The following is a 17,034-nucleotide window of genomic DNA, read 5'->3' on the forward strand; positions in this document are numbered from 1 at the left end:
TACACTGTGCAAAGAGCTTTATAGGTGATGAACCTTTTGCTGTAATGCTCGGTGATGATGTAGTAGATTCCGAAGTACCATGTTTGAAACAGCTTATGAATTGCTATGAAGAGTATAATACATCAATTTTAGGTGTTCAACAGGTAGAAAAAAGTCAGGTATCAAAATACGGAGTAATAAAAAATTTAAACATAGAAAAATGTGTATACAAGGTTAAGGATTTAATTGAAAAACCAAGTGTGCAGGAAGCACCTTCCAACATAGCAATTCTCGGAAGATACATATTGATGCCTGATATATTCAATGTACTTGAAAAAACCAAGCCTGGAAAAGGTGATGAAATACAGTTGACGGATGCTTTAAAGAATCTTCTTGAACATCAGGTTATTTATGCCTGCGAATTTAAGGGAAGAAGATATGATGTAGGAGATAAATTTGGATATTTACAGGCTACAGTTGGGATGGCATTAAAAAGGGATGATTTAAGAGATCCATTTATGAATTATCTATCAGGTTTATATGAGAGTAAAATATTTAATGAAACTGCAGCTAAATAGGGTCAGACCCCATGGCAAAAAATGCCTGGGGGTCTGACCCCTTAGATTTTGAATGAAACAGTAATTTAACAAGGTCGATTCACATTACGTTTTCAGTAATAAAAGTATATGATATAATTTAAACGTAATAAGATGATTGTATAGGAACCTCTTCTTTATTTGTGGGTGGATTACGGTTAATAATGTCTGCGTATGAAGAAGAGGTGGTGAATTTATGACAGAAGAATATTTATTATTGTTCTTTGGTTTATTTTCAATAACTGCTATAGTTATAGTAGCATTATCTAACAAAAAGTCAGATATAAAAATTGATAATAAAATTACTTTAAGACCTGATGAAATATCATCTGGTACTAAAGTAAACATAAATAATTCCAAAAAAAATAATAGATAGGCCTTGGGACAGACTATCTATTATTTAAATCATGTAATTTAATTAAGCAGACTAAATTCGTAATCCACCCTCTTATTACTAATAGTATATCATAAAATATAAAGATTATACAGTTAAAACAGTAAAATAGTAAAATAGGGGTCAGACCCCATTACAAAAAAAGGAAAAACTTGATGGATAGAGAGAAGAAATCTTCTCTCTATTTTTGTGATTAAAGATAAACACATGTGGCTATAATCTAAAACAAAAGGAGTAAAAGCCTATGGTAAGGAAAATTAGAGAATGGTATCCGGGAGCCAAGTATCATATAATTTGCAGAGGAAATCACAGGGATGACTTATTTAGGGATGATGAGGATTATAAAGTCTATTTAAACATATTAAAAGAGACAAAGAAAAAGTTGATATACGAAATATATTGTTATTGTCTTATGACAAATCACATTCATATGGTTATTGCAACTGAGGAAATAAGGATAGGAAATATTATGAAAAGAATAAATATGTGTTATTCAATCTACTTTAACAAGAAGTACAATTTAACAGGACATTTGTTTCAAGACAGATATAAATCGCAGTTGATAAAAGAAGATAAACACATGCTTGAAGTAAGCAGATATATACACTTAAATCCAGTAAAGGCCAATATGGTAAAAAATCCTGAGGATTATGAATGGAGCAGCTATAATATGATTATAGGAATGCATAGAGAAAAATTTATAAGTTCGCAAAGAATACTTGATTATTTTAACAGTTCTAGACAACTTTATCAGAAATTTGTTGAGAGGATGTGAGTGGGTCAGACCACATGGCAAAAAATGTCACGGGGTCTGATCCTACATTAAAAATGCTTAGTAATCTCTTTCTGTATTCTCCCAACTGCCTTAGGTCTTAATCCAGTTTCTTCCTTGATTTCCTTGTCTGTTTTACCATCAATAAGCATTTCCCTGGCCTTATTTAATGCTTCTTCATCCTTATCTTTATTGTGTTGTGGATTTATAAAATTTTCTTCCATGGATACAGACCTCCCTGTTATATTTTTCCTTCCATTTTCTTTCTAGCTTTATTGATGTTGTGTTCATCAAGTCCTGTAATTTCTTTTATTTCTCCCATGCCTATACCTTTATTGAGTAAATCTTTAGCCTTCTCCATAGCTTTTTCATGACAGCCTTTATCCATATGTTCTCCCATGGTGTTTTCCTCCTTTTGAAGATATCTATTTTTAGCTTATTCCATATTGTAGTTTTTATATGAAGTATAACTTCTATCTGTTGTAGAATTGGATTCTGTTCTTGAACTCTCAGCTTGAGGATCATGATTTATATGCTTTTTTTTGAATTTCCCATCTTCTTTTTTAATATTATTATGATTTATTTTATGTTTCATTAAATATCTCTCCTTTCTTTCTAAATATAGTTTTTCCTCAAAGATGACTTTTATGTTGGCAAGTTAGAGCCATGTATAACTATAATATAAGAAATAACATAAAATTTGATGGATTAAACATTTTAAGGAAATTTACGATAATATAATTGGGAATATTTTATAGGGAGATGTATAATTGTGATAAATTCAATTTCTTCTAGTGGTGCAAATATTATAATAGATAATAAAAATCAAAAATCCAGTGATAATCAGGTAAAAATTCTTCAGCATCAGGAAATGGCAGTTCAAAAACAGATAGAAAGTATAAAGCAGAATGACAAAATGGATATAAAGACCAAACAGGAGCTCATAAAACCTCTTGAGTCACAAATTCAGAGCATTGAATCACAAATCCAGCAGGTGCAGATGGATGCTATGGGTAAAAAATGACATTTATGATTCAAGTAATAAGAGACAGATTTCTTCCAGCACTTCCAGTGAGGGACTTGAAAATAAGATTGAAGTTTCAAAGAATATGTTGTTTATAAGTATGTCTGGCATCTATAAGCAAACAAGAAGTTTGAATTCCATTAGGAAGGGATTCAACAACCAGGCAAATATTTTGAATTCAGATGCAGATTTTGATGAGATGACTCGAAATTACAATGGAGCTAAAAGAAAAAGAGCGGAAGCTGCGTCAGATGTAGGCAGAGCCAATGCCATGCAGTCTAAAATTGGAAAAGTCAATAATGATATAAAAAAATCTGAAAAAAATATAAATGATTTAAATGATTTAAATGAAAAGAAAGAAACTTTAAAGATTGATAATACAGAAAATCAGGTAAAGAATATAGATGAATTTGCATGATAATATATTAGGAATTACTGTACACTTATGTTAATATTTACTTAGAACTTATTGGAATTTATGTATTTTCAATGGAAGAAGTAGCTTCAATGTGTAAAATAATCAGGGGTCAGACCCCGTGGAAAAAAATTCCGCAGGGTCTGACCCCTTTTCTGCTTAAGTAGATTTAAAATTATCAATTGTCTAAGTTTGTCAAAAATACAGAGAGTTTATGATATAATAAATAAAATAATACATAGATATGATACTCGAACTTATTCAAAAAATAAATTATTCAGGAGGATTTATATTAATGAAAGAAATTAAAATGAAATATGGACAGGGTACTATGAATGCCCTTATTGACGAAAAAAATGTGATTGAGGTAATAAAAAGCAATCCTGTAAAACAGGATAAGACAGAGGATGAAGTTATATCGGAGTCACTTTGCAATCCCATTGACAGCAAGAGACTTAAGGATATAGTTAAAGAAGGTGAAACGGTTTGTATATTAGTTTCAGATATTACAAGATATTGGCAGAAGCCTTATAAATTTTTACCTAAAATTGTAGAGGAACTGAATGCAGGTGGAGTTAAAGATGAGGACATTATATTCATTGTTGCTGTAGGTTCTCATAGAGAACAAACCAAGGAAGAACATGATATGATTCTTGGAGAAAAACTGTCAAAAAGATTTAAAGTTTATGACCATGATTGCTTTGATGAAAAAGGCATGGTATATTTAGGTGATACAAGTCATGGAACGCCCGTTAAAATAAATAAAAAAGCCATGGAATGTGATCATATAGTACTTACAGGAGCCATTATCTATCATTTTCTTGTTGGCTGGGCTGGTGGAAAAAAGTCTATTCTTCCGGGTATAGCCTCCTTTGAAACTATATCGAAAAACCATTCACTTTCTTTAAATGAAGGTCTTGGAAGTGGGGTAAGAGACGAAATATGTTCAGGAAACATTATAGGGAATCCTGTACATGATGACATGCTGCAGGCAGCTGCCATGGTAAAGCCTTCATTCATGTTCAATGTAATAATGGGACCAGATGGCAACATAGCCAATGCAGTTTCAGGAAATTACATAACAGCTCATGAAGCAGGAAGAAAATTAGTAGACAGTATCGATGGTGTTAATATAAAGAAGAAGACAGATTTAGTTATTGCAAGTGCAGGTGGATATCCAAAGGATATAAATCTTTATCAATCAATAAAAACTCTAATGAATGCAAAGGAAGCAGTAGTTGATGGTGGTACAATCATAGTTATCGCACAGTGCAGCGGAGGAATTGGAGATATTAAAGATATTAATGACATGATACAGAATTATGATAATATGCTTGACAGGGAAAAAGATCTTAGGGAAAAGTATACTATTTCAAAATATGTCGGATACTTTTTCTGCGAAACTGCTGAAAAATATAAATTGATTTTGGTTTCTGACATTGATTCTGATTTACTTAAGAATACTAAAATTATTTTGACCAGGACACTGGAAGAGGCAGTTGGAATTGCATATGCCAAAAATAAAAACCTTACAGTTAACCTTATGTATAATGGAGCAAATACTCTTCCAAAATCAGCTCAAATGTAATTGACAATTAACAAATAGCAATTTTACTCTATTTGCAACAATTCTCATTTTCTATTGCAAATGTAAAATTGCTATATCTTTTTTAGTGCTTTTAAATGCTGGATATGTATTCCTATATGTCCTATACGTTCAAACAATAATAATATTTTGTTTTCATGAGTAATGTCATAATCTATAGGCTGATTCTTACTCCAAATTATATTGGGAATGAATAGCATCAATAAATATATCATACCTACATATGAAAATCCTAAATGTCCTAGCATATTATAACTCCTTTGCAAATTCCTATTTGTTAGTTATATATCTATATTATACATGATTCTATATCGCCTCCTTACCACCTAACTACAATTTTATATTATCATTAATATGAATTGTTAGAAATAACAAAATATTGCCACAATATTATAGTATAATTAGTATTATTATACTATAAGTCATATGACAATGAGGGGGTAGTTATAGCTATGTATTACTACATATATGGAAAATAAAAGGGAACCTGGTCTTCTAGACCTGAAGTGCCTTCTATTTATTTGGTATTTTCTAGTTCTTTCTTTAAATCCATAATTTCTTTATGCATTTTTATGATTGTAATCTGGGTATCACTTAATTTGGCTATGTCTTTTAAGATTATATCTGTAGATAGATTTCCATAATATCCATCATTGTCAGTACTTGTTTTTTGTTCTGTTTTTGTATTTACCATAGGTTTATCAGGTTTACATTGCCTGACATCAACATGATCCAGACAATTTATTTCCTTTATATCTGTTTTGGAAAAACTGTTAACGGCAGTATTACTTGTAAATATATTATCTTTATATTGTGATGAATTGTAATTTCCTTCATGTTCCAGACCCTTGTAAACTGCAACCTTGTTTTCAACATCGTAATATCCATTTTCATTGTGAAATTCATATTTTATAATATTTAAATATTGTTCTCTGGATAAATTCATAAATCTGCAGCCAAAGTTGTTTCCGTAACACCTTATTATTCTGCAAAATGCATCACCATCACCTATTTTTAATTTTATTATATCTCCTACATCCACATTGGCAAGTTTATTGGAATTGACGCTTATACAGGCTCCTGAATCACTTATATTGTTAATACTGCAATTAAGTACATTTGAGTTAGAAAGAATAAAGGTGCTGTGACAGTGGAGTATTTTCCTTTCGGCCTGTCTATATCGCGGCTTTTCCAGTGATAATAGCATTACCATTACTATACCTATAAGATTATAACTTGCCCACATCACATTGATAATTATAGATTCCTTGAGTCCACTTGAATTAGCATGAACAATTTTATTTAAACTTACTCCAAATCCAAGTATTGTCATTATGAACATTGCCAGCTGCGGCATGAGTAAATCCCAGCTTACAAACACATTTCTCTTTGTATGTTCTTTTAATGTGACATTAAATTTCAATTCTTTTGCAAATATAAGTTCTGACAGGGATGCAAGAGCCAGAAAGGGGCTGTGGCTGATTCATATATATGAGTAAAAATTAGGGATCTGTATTTGGAAGAATGTGATTTAAACATTAAAATATAAGATATATACGAAGGAACGAAAAACTGCAATAGCTGCATTGTACTGGCTTTTATTATAAGAGTGCCGAAAATCAGGTATATTATAGGTCATAAAATGTAAATCATTTTTGAAATGCCTGAATACCAGTATAGAATTCCACTAAAATACAACAATCTCTGGATAGGTGACAATCCCTTCATAGTAAGTGGATTCCACTTTTTTGACACCTGTATATTTCCTCTGCACCATCTTTTACGCTGCTTTGCAAAATCTTTATAATATTCGGCGGATAATCCTACTGCCAATACTTCATTGACAAATATTGACTTATAACCTCTGGCTTGAAGTATCATTCCTGTTGCCATATCTTCGGTTATACTGCCAGTGGGTATGCCTCCTATTTCATCTATTGCATTTCTATTAAACAGTGCATTTGTACCTACGTGAAACAGTGCATTGTATCTTGCTCTTCCTGCCTGTACCTCTCTCATGAAAAAGTCTTGTTCGTTTGGAATTTTATTGTCTAGATTTAAATTATATTGAAATGGATCAGGATTGTAGAATACTTGAGGAGATTGGACAAATCCCACATTGCTTTCCTTGAAATAACCTACCATGTTTTTCAAATAAACAGGTTTTGGAATCATATCTGCATCTAATACGGAAAATAATTCTCCCTTGCAGTAATTTGACAGGGCATTATTTATGTTGCCTGCCTTTGCAAAATCATTATTTTCTCTCGTAACATAGTGTATTCCGAAAAACTCTGCCAGGTTTTTAATCTCTTCCCTGTGTCCATCATCACATATGTAAATATTCAATAGATTATTTGGATATTCAATAGATTATTTGGATATTCAATATTTAAACATCCTGCAATAGTTTTCCTCAAAATATATGAAGGCTCATTGTAGGTCATTATGAGTACATCAATAGTTGGAAGCTTGTTTAAATCATCCATTTTCATTTTTTTGAGTTTATATGGTTTGTAAAACAATATGCCATATATGGTGGATTGGAAGAATCCAAGCAATTCTGATGATATAAGTATAATTCCGATAATCATGCCTATTTTGCTTTCATAGATTTTTTTAGTATCATGTATAATATAAAAAGCCATAGCATTTCTACAAAGAATATAGTAATTTTATTATTTAGTAATATATAAATTATGTGATTATAAAACAAATATTTGGTATTATCCCAAAGTGTATGGGCATAGTTAATGCAGAAATAAATAGAAGCAGCAGAAAAGATGATAATAGTTAATAGGGTAATACTGTTAATCAATTTTGATTTTTTCATAACAGCTCAGCTCTCCATTCTTATTGAAATAATATTATATATACATATATATAAATTTTGATAGTATATTATTCCACATTAAAGATTATTGTAGAGGGGATTGAGTTGATATTTATATAATAGATGAAAATAGCTATGAAGAACTTGTAAAATATAAATTTTTTCTTTATTCCTCATGGAGAGTTGGAGAAGCCAAAAGCTTTTATAGCATAATGGATTTGAGGTAGAAATACTCAAATTTTACTATCTTTTTCAATACTCGATTAAAAGTTTCAATTATTTCCCGAAAAGTAGATTTCTTGTACTTTTAATATAAAAAAATATATATAAAGACTACGAAAAATAATTGATGATCATGAACTTCAATCTATAGGATATATAAAGGTATCAGGTGGAATGTGTTTTGAAATGAAAAGATATCTGAAATACTTTACTTCGTACAAATATAAATTTTATGTAAACAATTCAAAAAAATATACGACTATATTTATTCAATTGATTTTTGTCTAGTTTCAATGCCAATAGCAATGCACGGAGTGCATTACAGAGTTATTTAAATACATCTCATGTTAAGGTTCAATAACCTCATATATCCTGGACAAAAGTTGGTGATACCAATTTAAATACATCTCATGTTAAGGTTCAATTCATCATTACTTGTAATATGACCACAATTTGATATAATTTAAATACATCTCATGTTAAGGTTCAATATTGGAGTATCAAGACAATCAGTATCTTTGTATGAAATTTAAATACATCTCATGTTAAGGTTCAATTTACATCTGCTATATGGAATACTGCACAGAGACTATTTAAATACATCTCATGTTAAGGTTCAATGCTAATGATATAGATAGTAAAGAAGCAGAGGAACTTAATTTAAATACATCTCATGTTAAGGTTCAATTTAAATAAAAATAAATAGCAAAAATCCGTTAAACAGATTTAAATACATCTCATGTTAAGGTTCAATCTGCTCATACATTGTCAAAATAGACATCATGGTATCATTTAAATACATCTCATGTTAAGGTTCAATGGAAGATTTTTAGAATTACAGAAGAAAGCTGATGAACTATTTAAATACATCTCATGTTAAGGTTCAATGCTCTTCTTCAAGTGCTCTGCATTCATTAGGAGTTTATTTAAATACATCTCATGTTAAGGTTCAATAAAATACTATATCGCCTTTCGTCGCGTTTCCTTTATTTAAATACATCTCATGTTAAGGTTCAATTTATTGTATTTGCCGTCACAAACATCAATAGCAAATATTTAAATACATCTCATGTTAAGGTTCAATTTTTATTAAATTCTTCTTTTAAATCGTCGTTTAAATAATTTAAATACATCTCATGTTAAGGTTCAATAGGTATGTTTGCAGTATCACTATTAAGTTTTAAATCATTTAAATACATCTCATGTTAAGGTTCAATTCCTCAGACTGGTTCCTTGATAAAACAGAAAAATGCATTTAAATACATCTCATGTTAAGGTTCAATGATTAGGTCTCAATTTAAGCAATGGATATAAATAAATTTAAATACATCTCATGTTAAGGTTCAATATTTCTTGGGTATAACTAGTATACAACTGAAGTCCAATTTAAATACATCTCATGTTAAGGTTCAATCCAAAGAGGATATAGTTATACAATAAATCATAATGATTTAAATACATCTCATGTTAAGGTTCAATCACAGTAAAAGAGTCATTCTCTAAATTCATTATAACTCCCAAACCATTGAAAATAAAGCCATCTAATAAAATTTTTCCAACCATTTTGTATTATCTCACTTTAGAATTAAGAAAGATTACAAATATACTTATATCAATGTCTTATAGCATATTTAAAAGTAATTGAGGTTGGAAAAATTATTTATCTATATTATTAAAATTCAACTATATCTATTTCTGTGAAATATGCAATGGTATTAAAGGATGGCCTAAGGCCTTTTCTATTTCAAAAACAATAATAAAAGTAATAACACTTACAACTGATCCCACAATAACAGCCATAATTCCAAAAGGTTCATTGAGATATTGCCACCAGAATCCAGCAATACTTCCAAGAATTATAGACAGTATACCAGCATGCTTTGTAACATTTTTCCATGTCAAACCAAAGATGAATGCTGCAAAAGGACCAGCTGACCTCATGGTGAAGGCAAATACAAGCATAGGTATAATCTGTTTGCTGAAGAGGGATATACAGATAGCTATAATACCAAAAACAAGAACGGCGGTTTTGCTGTAATGCATTAAATGTTCATCACTAACTTTAGGATTTATGTAGTGCTGATATATATCTTTTACAAAAACAGTTGATGCTCCCAAAAGATCTCCTGAACCAGAAGATAATGTAGCTGATATAACTGCAGCCATTACCAATCCTGCAATTAGATGAGGTATAAGATTGGTAGATACAGTTGCTATAGCGTTATTTGGGTTGATATGTGGGAAAACTGCCAGTGCTACAAGTCCTAGTATAGCGGGAATAAAAGAATATAATGCCATAAGAATTCCGCATAACATAGAACCTTTAACTGCAGTTTTTTCATCTTTTGCTGCAAAGAGACGTTGTACACATTCCTGACCTGTTGAGAAAGTCATGAAATACATTATTATCAATCCAATAATTGTCTTCCACCCTACTTTGGTAAAACCAAGCTGTCCTTGAGGTAATGCACCAACTACATGGTTCCAGCCTCCAGCGTTATGAATGGCAAATGGAACGGCAATAGTAAATCCAGCCAGTAGAACTATAGCATGGACAATATCAGTCAACGTTACACTCCACATACCACCTATCATAGTATAAAAAACAAGAACTATTCCTGATAAAAGTATTCCCCAATTTGTAGACAAACCAGTTAACACACTTATTATTGTAGCGGATGCAGTAATCTGTACACCTGCCAGGGCTATATTTGCACTTAAGGATAGTATTAAAGTAATAATATGACTTGAATTTCCAAATCTTCTTTCGATTATTTCAGGCATTGTTGTTGCCATTGATCTTCTTAACATTGGGGCTATAAATGAAACAAGAATAACTCCGATACCAGCAGCTGTTACATACCAACCTGCAGAAAGCCCCCAGCTTCCATAGGCTTTTGCAGCTACTCCTACTGTACTTCCCCCACCTACTTCAGTGGCAGCTAGAGTTCCAGCTGTTAGAAGAACTCCAATATTACGACCTGCAAGCAGGTAATCCGAGCTGTTCTTGATCTTCTTTCCACTATAGAAACCTATAGCTAAGTTAATTAACATGTACACAACTAAAATTATCCAGATAGTTACCATTAACCTTACCTCCTAATTATTTGATATGTTTTATATTCATTTTTACCTTATAAAGTTAAATTACGAACATTAAATTTAATATTGTAAAATTGAAATCTATTTATAAAAGCGATTTTATGGGAAATCAATAATAAAATGTTATAATAATTATTTATTATTATAACATGATTTTATCAATAATCAATGTAAAAATTAATAATATATCAATAAATAATGGATATAAGTAATAATATTATCAACATGTGCACTCAAATTTTAAATTGTATAAAATTAAACATTCCATGTAATTATCATTTGACTATTGCAAATACTGATTTGATTTTACTTCAGTATTATCACAAAATTACCGAATTATATATTATATATAGATTAGTATATTCGTTTATAGTAAGCTTAAGGTATTTTATGTAATATTATAAAAATTTATTAAAGCAAAAAAATTCGGAATATATAATAAAATAAATTAAATATTTTTGTAAAAATCATAATAAAAAATAAATTATACAGAACTTAAAAAAAATGTTGAAAAAGATCATTTGATAATATAATATTTAGTTATATTGAAAAATTAATAAAAAATACGCATACATATAACACAAATATAAAAAATATACGAATATAATTATTAAATTAATAAAAACAACTATTTAAGATAACAAGTATTAAAATAACACTCAAAAAACACATTATGGAAAAATATATGATGATGTATTTCAAAAATATTCAGAAAATAACAATAAGTGATATGCATATATTATGATATTTCAATATATTGTGAATTAAAATATTAAATAAAGAGGGGGACAATAATAAAATGTATAAAAAATTTTGTGCAATTTTTTTAGGAATTTGTTTATCAATGATGGCAGTTGGATGTGGCAATGCAAGTAATGGAAATAGTTCCAGTTCATCAGACAAGAGTAAATTGACAGTAGCTATCAATGGTGATATGGGAACTTTGGATCCAGGAGGTACAATGGATAATATGGCTGTAAAAATTACTTATCCTGCATATGAAAGATTGGTAAAATTTGATGGCGGATCTACAAATATAAAACCTTCACTTGCTAGTAAATGGGAGAAAAGCGGTGATGGACTTACATGGACTTTTCATCTGGATAAGGGTCACAAATTTGTAGATGGTACAGAAGTTACTTCTGAGGCTGTTAGATTTTCTTTTCAAAGAATACTGGATATTAAAAAGGGACCCTATGATATTTATAAGATTATAAAGAGTATTAATACACCGGATAAATATACAGTGCAATTTGTTTTAAGTGGGGAATTTCCACAATTTTTATCTACACTTGCTACAAACTATGGAAGTATAATAAATCCTAAAGTTATGAGCCATGAAAAAGATGGTGATAAAGCTCAGAACTATTTAGCCAATCATACTGATGGAAGTGGTCCTTATCAGCTTGCAGAATGGAAAAAAGGTGCTTATTTGAAACTAACATTGAATCCTAATTATTCTAAAAAACCGTCTCTTAAGGAAGTATATTTCAAATTGGTTTCAGATCCGTCAGCTGCAAGACTTGAACTTGAAAAGGGAGATTCAGATATAGCAGAGGGAATAGACTTGGATCAAATAGAGAAGCTTAAGAGCAATTCCAATATCTCCATTGTGAAAAAACCTAGCCTTTTGGTTGATTATGTTTATATAAATTGCACCAAAGCTAATCCTGCACTTAAGAATCCAAAAGTTAGACAGGCAATAAACTATGGAATTGATTATAATTCCATAATCGATAAAGTAATGCATGGATATGCAACCCCACTTGCAAGTCCTGTACCAAAGGGACTATGGGGATACAATGAATCCGCATTTAAGTATACGAGAAATGTAGCGAAAGCAAAGGCGCTTTTAAAAGAAGCGGGTGTAAATAATCTACAGCTAACTTTATTGTATTCTGATAGATTCCCTAATTGGGAACAGGAAGCTTTAGTTGTACAGGGTAATTTAAAGGATATTGGTGTGAAAGTAAATTTAAGTAAAGTAGCATATGCAACTATGAGGGATATGCTTGATTCTGGAAAATTTGATCTGGCAATGGGAGTATGGAGCCCTGACTATGCAGACCCATATATGTTTATGAATTACTGGTTTGATTCAAATAACCAGGGGCTTGCAGGAAATAGAGCTTTCTATGTTAATCCTCAAGTAGATAGTTTAGTCAGAAAAGCCGGTTCAATAACTGATCAGACTCAACGTGAAAATTTATACAAACAGGCACAAAAGATAGTTATAGAGGATGCTCCATATATATATCTGTATCAGAAGGATTTCATGCTTCCTATAAATAAGGACATAAAAGGATTTGTGTATAATCCAATGTTGGAAGGTGTATATAATTTAGATGAAATGAGTAAACAGTAACTTAATTGACTTATCTTCCCTCTGGGAGGATAAGTTGTTAAATATTTGAATGGATTCCATTCGGCATATAGGAGGAAATAGAGTATATGAAAAAAATTATAATAAGAAGACTCTTAATGATGATATTAGTTATTTTCGGAGTTACATTAATAGTATTTCTTTTATCTCACATAATTCCAGGGGATCCTGCTAGAATGATGGTTGGGCAAAGAGCATCCAATGAAACACTTATAAATGTGAGAAAACAGCTTGGATTGGATAAACCTGTATTAGTTCAGTATTTAATATATATGAAAAATCTTTTATCCGGTGATCTGGGTACATCTATAAGAACGCAGCAGCCGGTCGTATCAGATTTGGCCGCTTATTTTCCAGCTACTTTGGAATTGGTTTTATATGCATTCCTAATAGCACTTGTAGTTGGAATCCCTTTGGGAGTATTAACCAGCCTCAAACAAAATACAGTAACAGATTATTTAGGAAGGATTTTTTGCATAGGAGGTGTTTCTATACCAGCATTTTGGGGGGGAATCATTCTCATACTGATATTTTATTCAAAATTAAATTTATTACCTTCTTCAGGAAGATTGGCTTTGGGTATGACATTTAATACGAAAATTACTGGACTTATAACCATAGATAGTTTGCTTACAGGAAACTTAGGAGTATTCAAGGATAGTTTAAGGCATATTATACTGCCGGCCTTAGTGTTATCCTATGCTCAGCTTGCAACAATTACCAGGCAGGTAAGGTCCAGTATGATTGAGGTATTAAACCAGGAATATATAAAAACAGCAAGAGCAAATGGAATTAAAGAAAAATTTCTAATTGTATCTTATGCACTTAGAAATGCCCTGGTACCTACTATAACAGTTGTTGGACTTTCTCTTGGAGGGCTTTTAGGAGGAGCTGTAGTAACGGAAACTGTTTTTAACTGGCCTGGAATGGGAAAATATGTGGTTGATTCGATTTCATTTTTAGATTTTCCATCTATAATGGGATTTACTGTTGTAATTGTAATTGGATATATGGTGATAAATCTAATAGTAGATATTCTCTATATGATCCTAAATCCACAAATTAGAGGTTAGGAGGTGTATGAATTTATGAAATTAGAATTGGAATCAGGTAATGTAATAGAAGAAAAACATATGAAGAAAAATAAAAGTTTGCTCTTATATAAGATAAGAAAAAACCCAATGACTATATTAGGACTTTCTATAATAGTAATAATGGCACTTTTAGCTATTTTTGCACCATATATAAGTTCATATAATCCCACTGAAATGAACGTATTGGACAGATTTCAAGAACCGAGTTTAAAACATTTGTTTGGAACAGATGAAGTTGGGAGGGATATTTTAACACGAGTCATTTATGGAACACGGATATCACTTACAACTGGAATAAGTGTGGTTGTAATGGCTGGTGTTATAGGAGTGTTTATTGGATCTGTTTGTGGATATTTTGGCGGATATGTAGACCAGGTAGTTATGAGGATAATGGATATGATTTTAGCATTCCCTACACTGATATTGGCAATGGTTCTAGCTGCAACATTAGGTGCAAGTTTATTTAATGTTATGTTGGCTATAGCTATTGTAAAAATCCCAGTATATGTCCGTCTGTCCAGAGGTGAAGCATTAGTTGTAAAGAACAATCTATACGTAAAGGCTGCCAGGACTTTTGGATTATCAAATTTATATGTCATATTCAGGCATATTATCCCAAATGTTATAACTCCAATAATTATTCAGCTTACTTTGGATCTAGGAGATACTATTTTGCTTGTTGCTACTCTTGGGTTTTTGGGACTTGGTGCAAAACCGCCAACTCCTGAGTGGGGCACAATGATAAGTACAGGATTCAAGTATATGCTTGAGCAATGGTGGTATCCTACATTTCCTGGAATTGCAGTATTTTTGGCTTCCACAGGATTCAATTTAATAGGTGATGGTTTGAGGGATATACTTGATCCTAAATCTTCAAGATAGGAGTGAAATGTTTTGTTGCTAAATGTAGAAAATTTATCCATATCTTTTGATACGTTTGAGGGAAAAGTTAATGTACTTGATAATGTGTCCTTTTCTATAGACAATGGTGAGATATTATCCATAGTAGGGGAATCGGGATCAGGAAAATCTGTATCAGCATATTCAATACTTGGAATTCTTGATGAAAATTCAAATGTGGAAAGTGGAAAGATACTGTTTGAAGATACTGATCTCTTGAAATTAAATAAAAAAGAAATACGTGAATATAGAGGTAAAAAAATTGGAATGGTTTTTCAAGAACCTATGACGGCACTGCATCCTACAATGAAGGTTGGAAAACAACTTTTAAATGTAATAATTCAAAACTCAGGGGTATCCAAAGAAAAAGCACATGAAATAATGATAAATAATTTGAAAGATGTTCACTTTGATAATCCTGATGAAATAGCCAATAAATATCCTTATGAACTTTCTGGAGGAATGAGGCAGAGAATAGTTATTTCTCTTGCCATGTCAAATGAGCCCAAACTTCTTATTGCAGATGAACCTACGACAGCTCTTGACGTTACTATTCAAGCTGAAATATTAAATCTGATGAAGGAACTTGTCAGCAAGCGTAATACGGCAATTTTATTGATAACACATGATTTTAGTGTTGTAAGATCTGTAAGTGATAAAGTCTGTGTCATGTATGGAGGTAAAATTTTGGAGAAGGGAAATACTGATGAAGTACTTAAGAATCCAAAGAATCCTTACACAGCTGCACTTTTAAATGCACTTCCAGATAAAGTTGATTCGAATATGAGACTTCAGGAGATAAAAGGAGAAGTTCCGGATCTTAGATTTAGGCCTAAGGGTTGTATATTTTATTCAAGGTGTATGAAGAAAGGAAAGATATGCAGCCAGAAGGTTCCAACTAAAAAGAAAATTTCTAGTGATCATTTTGTTTATTGCTGGGAGGTTGAAAAATAATGGAGAGTATATTGGAAATCAAACAATTGAAAAAAGTGTTTGGAAAATTTACTGCACTTAAAGGGGTGTCTTTTAATCTTTATAAAGGTGAAACTTTTGGACTGGTTGGAGAATCAGGGTCAGGTAAATCTACAATTGCGAATATAATAGTAGGAATACATTCTCCTTCATCTGGAAATGTAGCCTTTAAGGACAGGGAATTGTGGAAGAAAAATAAATATGATTGTGGAAAATTTGGGAACATACAAATTGTATTTCAGGATCCTCGTTCTTCTTTAGACCCTAGAATGACAATAAGGAAGATTATATTGGAGCCTCTTTTAACATTTCCCAAAAAAGTCAGGGATGAAAAAGGTTCAAAAGAAAATCTTGTTAAACTTATAAAAAGTGTTGGGCTGCAGGAACAACATTTGGACAGGTATCCCCATGAGTTTTCAGGAGGCCAGAGACAGAGAATAGCAGTTGCAAGGGCAATAATTACTGATCCTGAAGTGTTGATTTTGGACGAACCAACTTCTGCTCTCGATGTATCTGTTCAAGCACAAATCCTGAACCTTTTAAAAGATATCCAAAAGGAAAGGAATATGACTTATTTATTTATCTCACATAATATGGCTGTAGTTAGATATATAAGTAATAGAGTCGGGGTATTATATAAAGGTGAATTCGTTGAAATGGGAGATTCAAGTGAAGTATTTAATGCACCTAAACACAATTACACAAAAAAATTAATTTCAAGTATATTGGATTAATTATAATC

The 17,034-nt window shown here is 31.2% G+C and carries 19 protein-coding genes and 1 CRISPR repeat array; of the genes, 11 read left to right on the forward strand and 8 right to left on the reverse strand.

Features of this window, described 5'->3' with window-relative positions:
- The 3 genes from J418_RS15695 to J418_RS0112970 form a co-directional block, all read left to right on the forward strand.
- On the forward strand, nt 1-557 hold a 557-nt coding region (locus J418_RS15695; RefSeq protein ID WP_017895830.1), incomplete at its 5' end, for a UTP--glucose-1-phosphate uridylyltransferase.
- A 214-nt stretch (nt 558-771) separates the two neighbouring features.
- A complete protein-coding gene (locus J418_RS0112965; RefSeq protein ID WP_017895831.1) occupies nt 772-951 on the forward strand; it encodes a hypothetical protein in 180 nt (59 codons plus the stop codon).
- Between the two features lie 262 nt (nt 952-1,213).
- Entirely contained in the window at nt 1,214-1,744 is a 531-nt protein-coding gene (locus J418_RS0112970) for a transposase (RefSeq protein ID WP_017895832.1), read from the forward strand.
- 47 nt (nt 1,745-1,791) lie between these two features.
- Here J418_RS0112970 and J418_RS16650 read toward each other — a convergent pair whose 3' ends face one another.
- From J418_RS16650 to J418_RS16660, 3 genes are read right to left on the reverse strand one after another with little or no spacing between them, the layout of a single operon-like run.
- Nucleotides 1,792-1,965 (reverse strand): hypothetical protein, encoded by a 174-nt coding sequence (locus J418_RS16650; RefSeq protein WP_017752266.1) that lies wholly within the window; start codon nt 1,963-1,965, stop codon nt 1,792-1,794.
- 17 nt (nt 1,966-1,982) lie between these two features.
- A complete protein-coding gene (locus J418_RS16655; RefSeq protein WP_017752265.1) occupies nt 1,983-2,141 on the reverse strand; it encodes a hypothetical protein in 159 nt (52 codons plus the stop codon).
- 36 nt (nt 2,142-2,177) lie between these two features.
- Nucleotides 2,178-2,336 (reverse strand): CPC_1213 family protein, encoded by a 159-nt coding sequence (locus J418_RS16660; protein ID WP_017895833.1) that lies wholly within the window; start codon nt 2,334-2,336, stop codon nt 2,178-2,180.
- A gap of 177 nt (nt 2,337-2,513) precedes the next feature.
- Here J418_RS16660 and J418_RS15935 point away from each other — a divergent pair, with 177 nt between their 5' ends.
- From J418_RS15935 to J418_RS0113000, 3 genes are all read left to right on the forward strand, one after another.
- Nucleotides 2,514-2,765: a FlxA-like family protein gene (locus J418_RS15935; RefSeq protein WP_017895834.1), complete on the forward strand. Its 252-nt coding sequence runs from the start codon at nt 2,514-2,516 to the stop codon at nt 2,763-2,765.
- Nucleotides 2,746-3,183, forward strand: a complete 438-nt coding sequence (locus J418_RS15940) for a hypothetical protein (RefSeq protein ID WP_017895835.1) — start codon at nt 2,746-2,748, stop codon at nt 3,181-3,183. Before J418_RS15935 ends, J418_RS15940 begins: the two co-directional genes overlap by 20 nt.
- A 292-nt stretch (nt 3,184-3,475) precedes the next feature.
- The gene (locus J418_RS0113000; protein WP_017895836.1) at nt 3,476-4,768 is read left to right on the forward strand and encodes a lactate racemase domain-containing protein; all 1,293 of its coding nucleotides are present in this window, start codon (nt 3,476-3,478) and stop codon (nt 4,766-4,768) included.
- Nucleotides 4,769-4,839: 71 nt separating this feature from the next.
- Here the strand turns inward: J418_RS0113000 and J418_RS0113005 are convergent, their stop codons facing one another.
- From J418_RS0113005 to J418_RS0113025, 5 genes are all read right to left on the reverse strand, one after another.
- Nucleotides 4,840-5,034, reverse strand: coding sequence for a hypothetical protein (locus J418_RS0113005; RefSeq protein WP_017752261.1), 195 nt, complete (start codon nt 5,032-5,034; stop codon nt 4,840-4,842).
- Between the two features lie 269 nt (nt 5,035-5,303).
- Nucleotides 5,304-6,143: a PilZ domain-containing protein gene (locus J418_RS15945; RefSeq protein WP_020381132.1), complete on the reverse strand. Its 840-nt coding sequence runs from the start codon at nt 6,141-6,143 to the stop codon at nt 5,304-5,306.
- 278 nt (nt 6,144-6,421) lie between these two features.
- Complete coding sequence (locus J418_RS15950; RefSeq protein WP_026142662.1) at nt 6,422-7,135, reverse strand: glycosyltransferase family 2 protein; 714 nt, start codon at nt 7,133-7,135, stop codon at nt 6,422-6,424.
- The gene (locus J418_RS15955; RefSeq protein WP_026142663.1) at nt 7,132-7,434 is read right to left on the reverse strand and encodes a hypothetical protein; all 303 of its coding nucleotides are present in this window, start codon (nt 7,432-7,434) and stop codon (nt 7,132-7,134) included. Before J418_RS15955 ends, J418_RS15950 begins: the two co-directional genes overlap by 4 nt.
- Nucleotides 7,435-8,170: 736 nt before the next feature.
- Nucleotides 8,171-9,320: a CRISPR direct-repeat array (repeat unit 30 nt; unit sequence ATTTAAATACATCTCATGTTAAGGTTCAAT).
- 210 nt (nt 9,321-9,530) lie between these two features.
- Nucleotides 9,531-10,928 (reverse strand): sodium:solute symporter family protein, encoded by a 1,398-nt coding sequence (locus J418_RS0113025; RefSeq protein ID WP_017752259.1) that lies wholly within the window; start codon nt 10,926-10,928, stop codon nt 9,531-9,533.
- Between the two features lie 814 nt (nt 10,929-11,742).
- On the opposite strand from J418_RS0113025, the gene J418_RS0113030 reads away from it, so the two are divergent.
- The 5 genes from J418_RS0113030 to J418_RS0113050 all read left to right on the forward strand — a co-directional run bounded on the left by J418_RS0113030 (nt 11,743) and on the right by J418_RS0113050 (nt 17,026).
- Nucleotides 11,743-13,308, forward strand: a complete 1,566-nt coding sequence (locus J418_RS0113030; RefSeq protein WP_017895837.1) for an ABC transporter substrate-binding protein — start codon at nt 11,743-11,745, stop codon at nt 13,306-13,308.
- Nucleotides 13,309-13,394: 86 nt separating this feature from the next.
- Nucleotides 13,395-14,399: an ABC transporter permease gene (locus J418_RS0113035; RefSeq protein ID WP_017752257.1), complete on the forward strand. Its 1,005-nt coding sequence runs from the start codon at nt 13,395-13,397 to the stop codon at nt 14,397-14,399.
- Nucleotides 14,400-14,414: 15 nt separating this feature from the next.
- The gene (locus tag J418_RS0113040; protein ID WP_017752256.1) at nt 14,415-15,302 is read left to right on the forward strand and encodes an ABC transporter permease; all 888 of its coding nucleotides are present in this window, start codon (nt 14,415-14,417) and stop codon (nt 15,300-15,302) included.
- A 12-nt stretch (nt 15,303-15,314) separates the two neighbouring features.
- Complete coding sequence (locus J418_RS0113045) at nt 15,315-16,274, forward strand: ABC transporter ATP-binding protein (protein WP_017895838.1); 960 nt, start codon at nt 15,315-15,317, stop codon at nt 16,272-16,274.
- Nucleotides 16,274-17,026: an ABC transporter ATP-binding protein gene (locus J418_RS0113050; protein ID WP_017752254.1), complete on the forward strand. Its 753-nt coding sequence runs from the start codon at nt 16,274-16,276 to the stop codon at nt 17,024-17,026. The genes J418_RS0113045 and J418_RS0113050 overlap by 1 nt, the downstream gene beginning before the upstream one ends.
- Nucleotides 17,027-17,034: the final 8 nt, after the last annotated feature.

Source organism: Clostridium tyrobutyricum DSM 2637 = ATCC 25755 = JCM 11008, assembly GCF_000359585.1.
In the GTDB taxonomy this organism is placed as follows: domain Bacteria; phylum Bacillota; class Clostridia; order Clostridiales; family Clostridiaceae; genus Clostridium_B; species Clostridium_B tyrobutyricum.

What these genes read in the sequence shown, in the direction of transcription:
- J418_RS0112965 (WP_017895831.1), top strand. Translation starts at nt 772, where the DNA reads ATGACAGAAGAATATTTATTATTGTTCTTTGGTTTATTTTCAATAACT.
- J418_RS0112970 (WP_017895832.1), top strand. Translation starts at nt 1,214, where the DNA reads ATGGTAAGGAAAATTAGAGAATGGTATCCGGGAGCCAAGTATCATATA.
- J418_RS16650 (WP_017752266.1), bottom strand. Translation starts at nt 1,965, where the DNA reads ATGGAAGAAAATTTTATAAATCCACAACACAATAAAGATAAGGATGAA.
- J418_RS16655 (WP_017752265.1), bottom strand. Translation starts at nt 2,141, where the DNA reads ATGGGAGAACATATGGATAAAGGCTGTCATGAAAAAGCTATGGAGAAG.
- J418_RS16660 (WP_017895833.1), bottom strand. Translation starts at nt 2,336, where the DNA reads ATGAAACATAAAATAAATCATAATAATATTAAAAAAGAAGATGGGAAA.
- J418_RS15940 (WP_017895835.1), top strand. Translation starts at nt 2,746, where the DNA reads ATGCTATGGGTAAAAAATGACATTTATGATTCAAGTAATAAGAGACAG.
- J418_RS0113000 (WP_017895836.1), top strand. Translation starts at nt 3,476, where the DNA reads ATGAAAGAAATTAAAATGAAATATGGACAGGGTACTATGAATGCCCTT.
- J418_RS0113005 (WP_017752261.1), bottom strand. Translation starts at nt 5,034, where the DNA reads ATGCTAGGACATTTAGGATTTTCATATGTAGGTATGATATATTTATTG.
- J418_RS15945 (WP_020381132.1), bottom strand. Translation starts at nt 6,143, where the DNA reads ATGCCGCAGCTGGCAATGTTCATAATGACAATACTTGGATTTGGAGTA.
- J418_RS15955 (WP_026142663.1), bottom strand. Translation starts at nt 7,434, where the DNA reads ATGGCTTTTTATATTATACATGATACTAAAAAAATCTATGAAAGCAAA.
- J418_RS0113025 (WP_017752259.1), bottom strand. Translation starts at nt 10,928, where the DNA reads ATGGTAACTATCTGGATAATTTTAGTTGTGTACATGTTAATTAACTTA.
- J418_RS0113030 (WP_017895837.1), top strand. Translation starts at nt 11,743, where the DNA reads ATGTATAAAAAATTTTGTGCAATTTTTTTAGGAATTTGTTTATCAATG.
- J418_RS0113035 (WP_017752257.1), top strand. Translation starts at nt 13,395, where the DNA reads ATGAAAAAAATTATAATAAGAAGACTCTTAATGATGATATTAGTTATT.
- J418_RS0113040 (WP_017752256.1), top strand. Translation starts at nt 14,415, where the DNA reads ATGAAATTAGAATTGGAATCAGGTAATGTAATAGAAGAAAAACATATG.
- J418_RS0113050 (WP_017752254.1), top strand. Translation starts at nt 16,274, where the DNA reads ATGGAGAGTATATTGGAAATCAAACAATTGAAAAAAGTGTTTGGAAAA.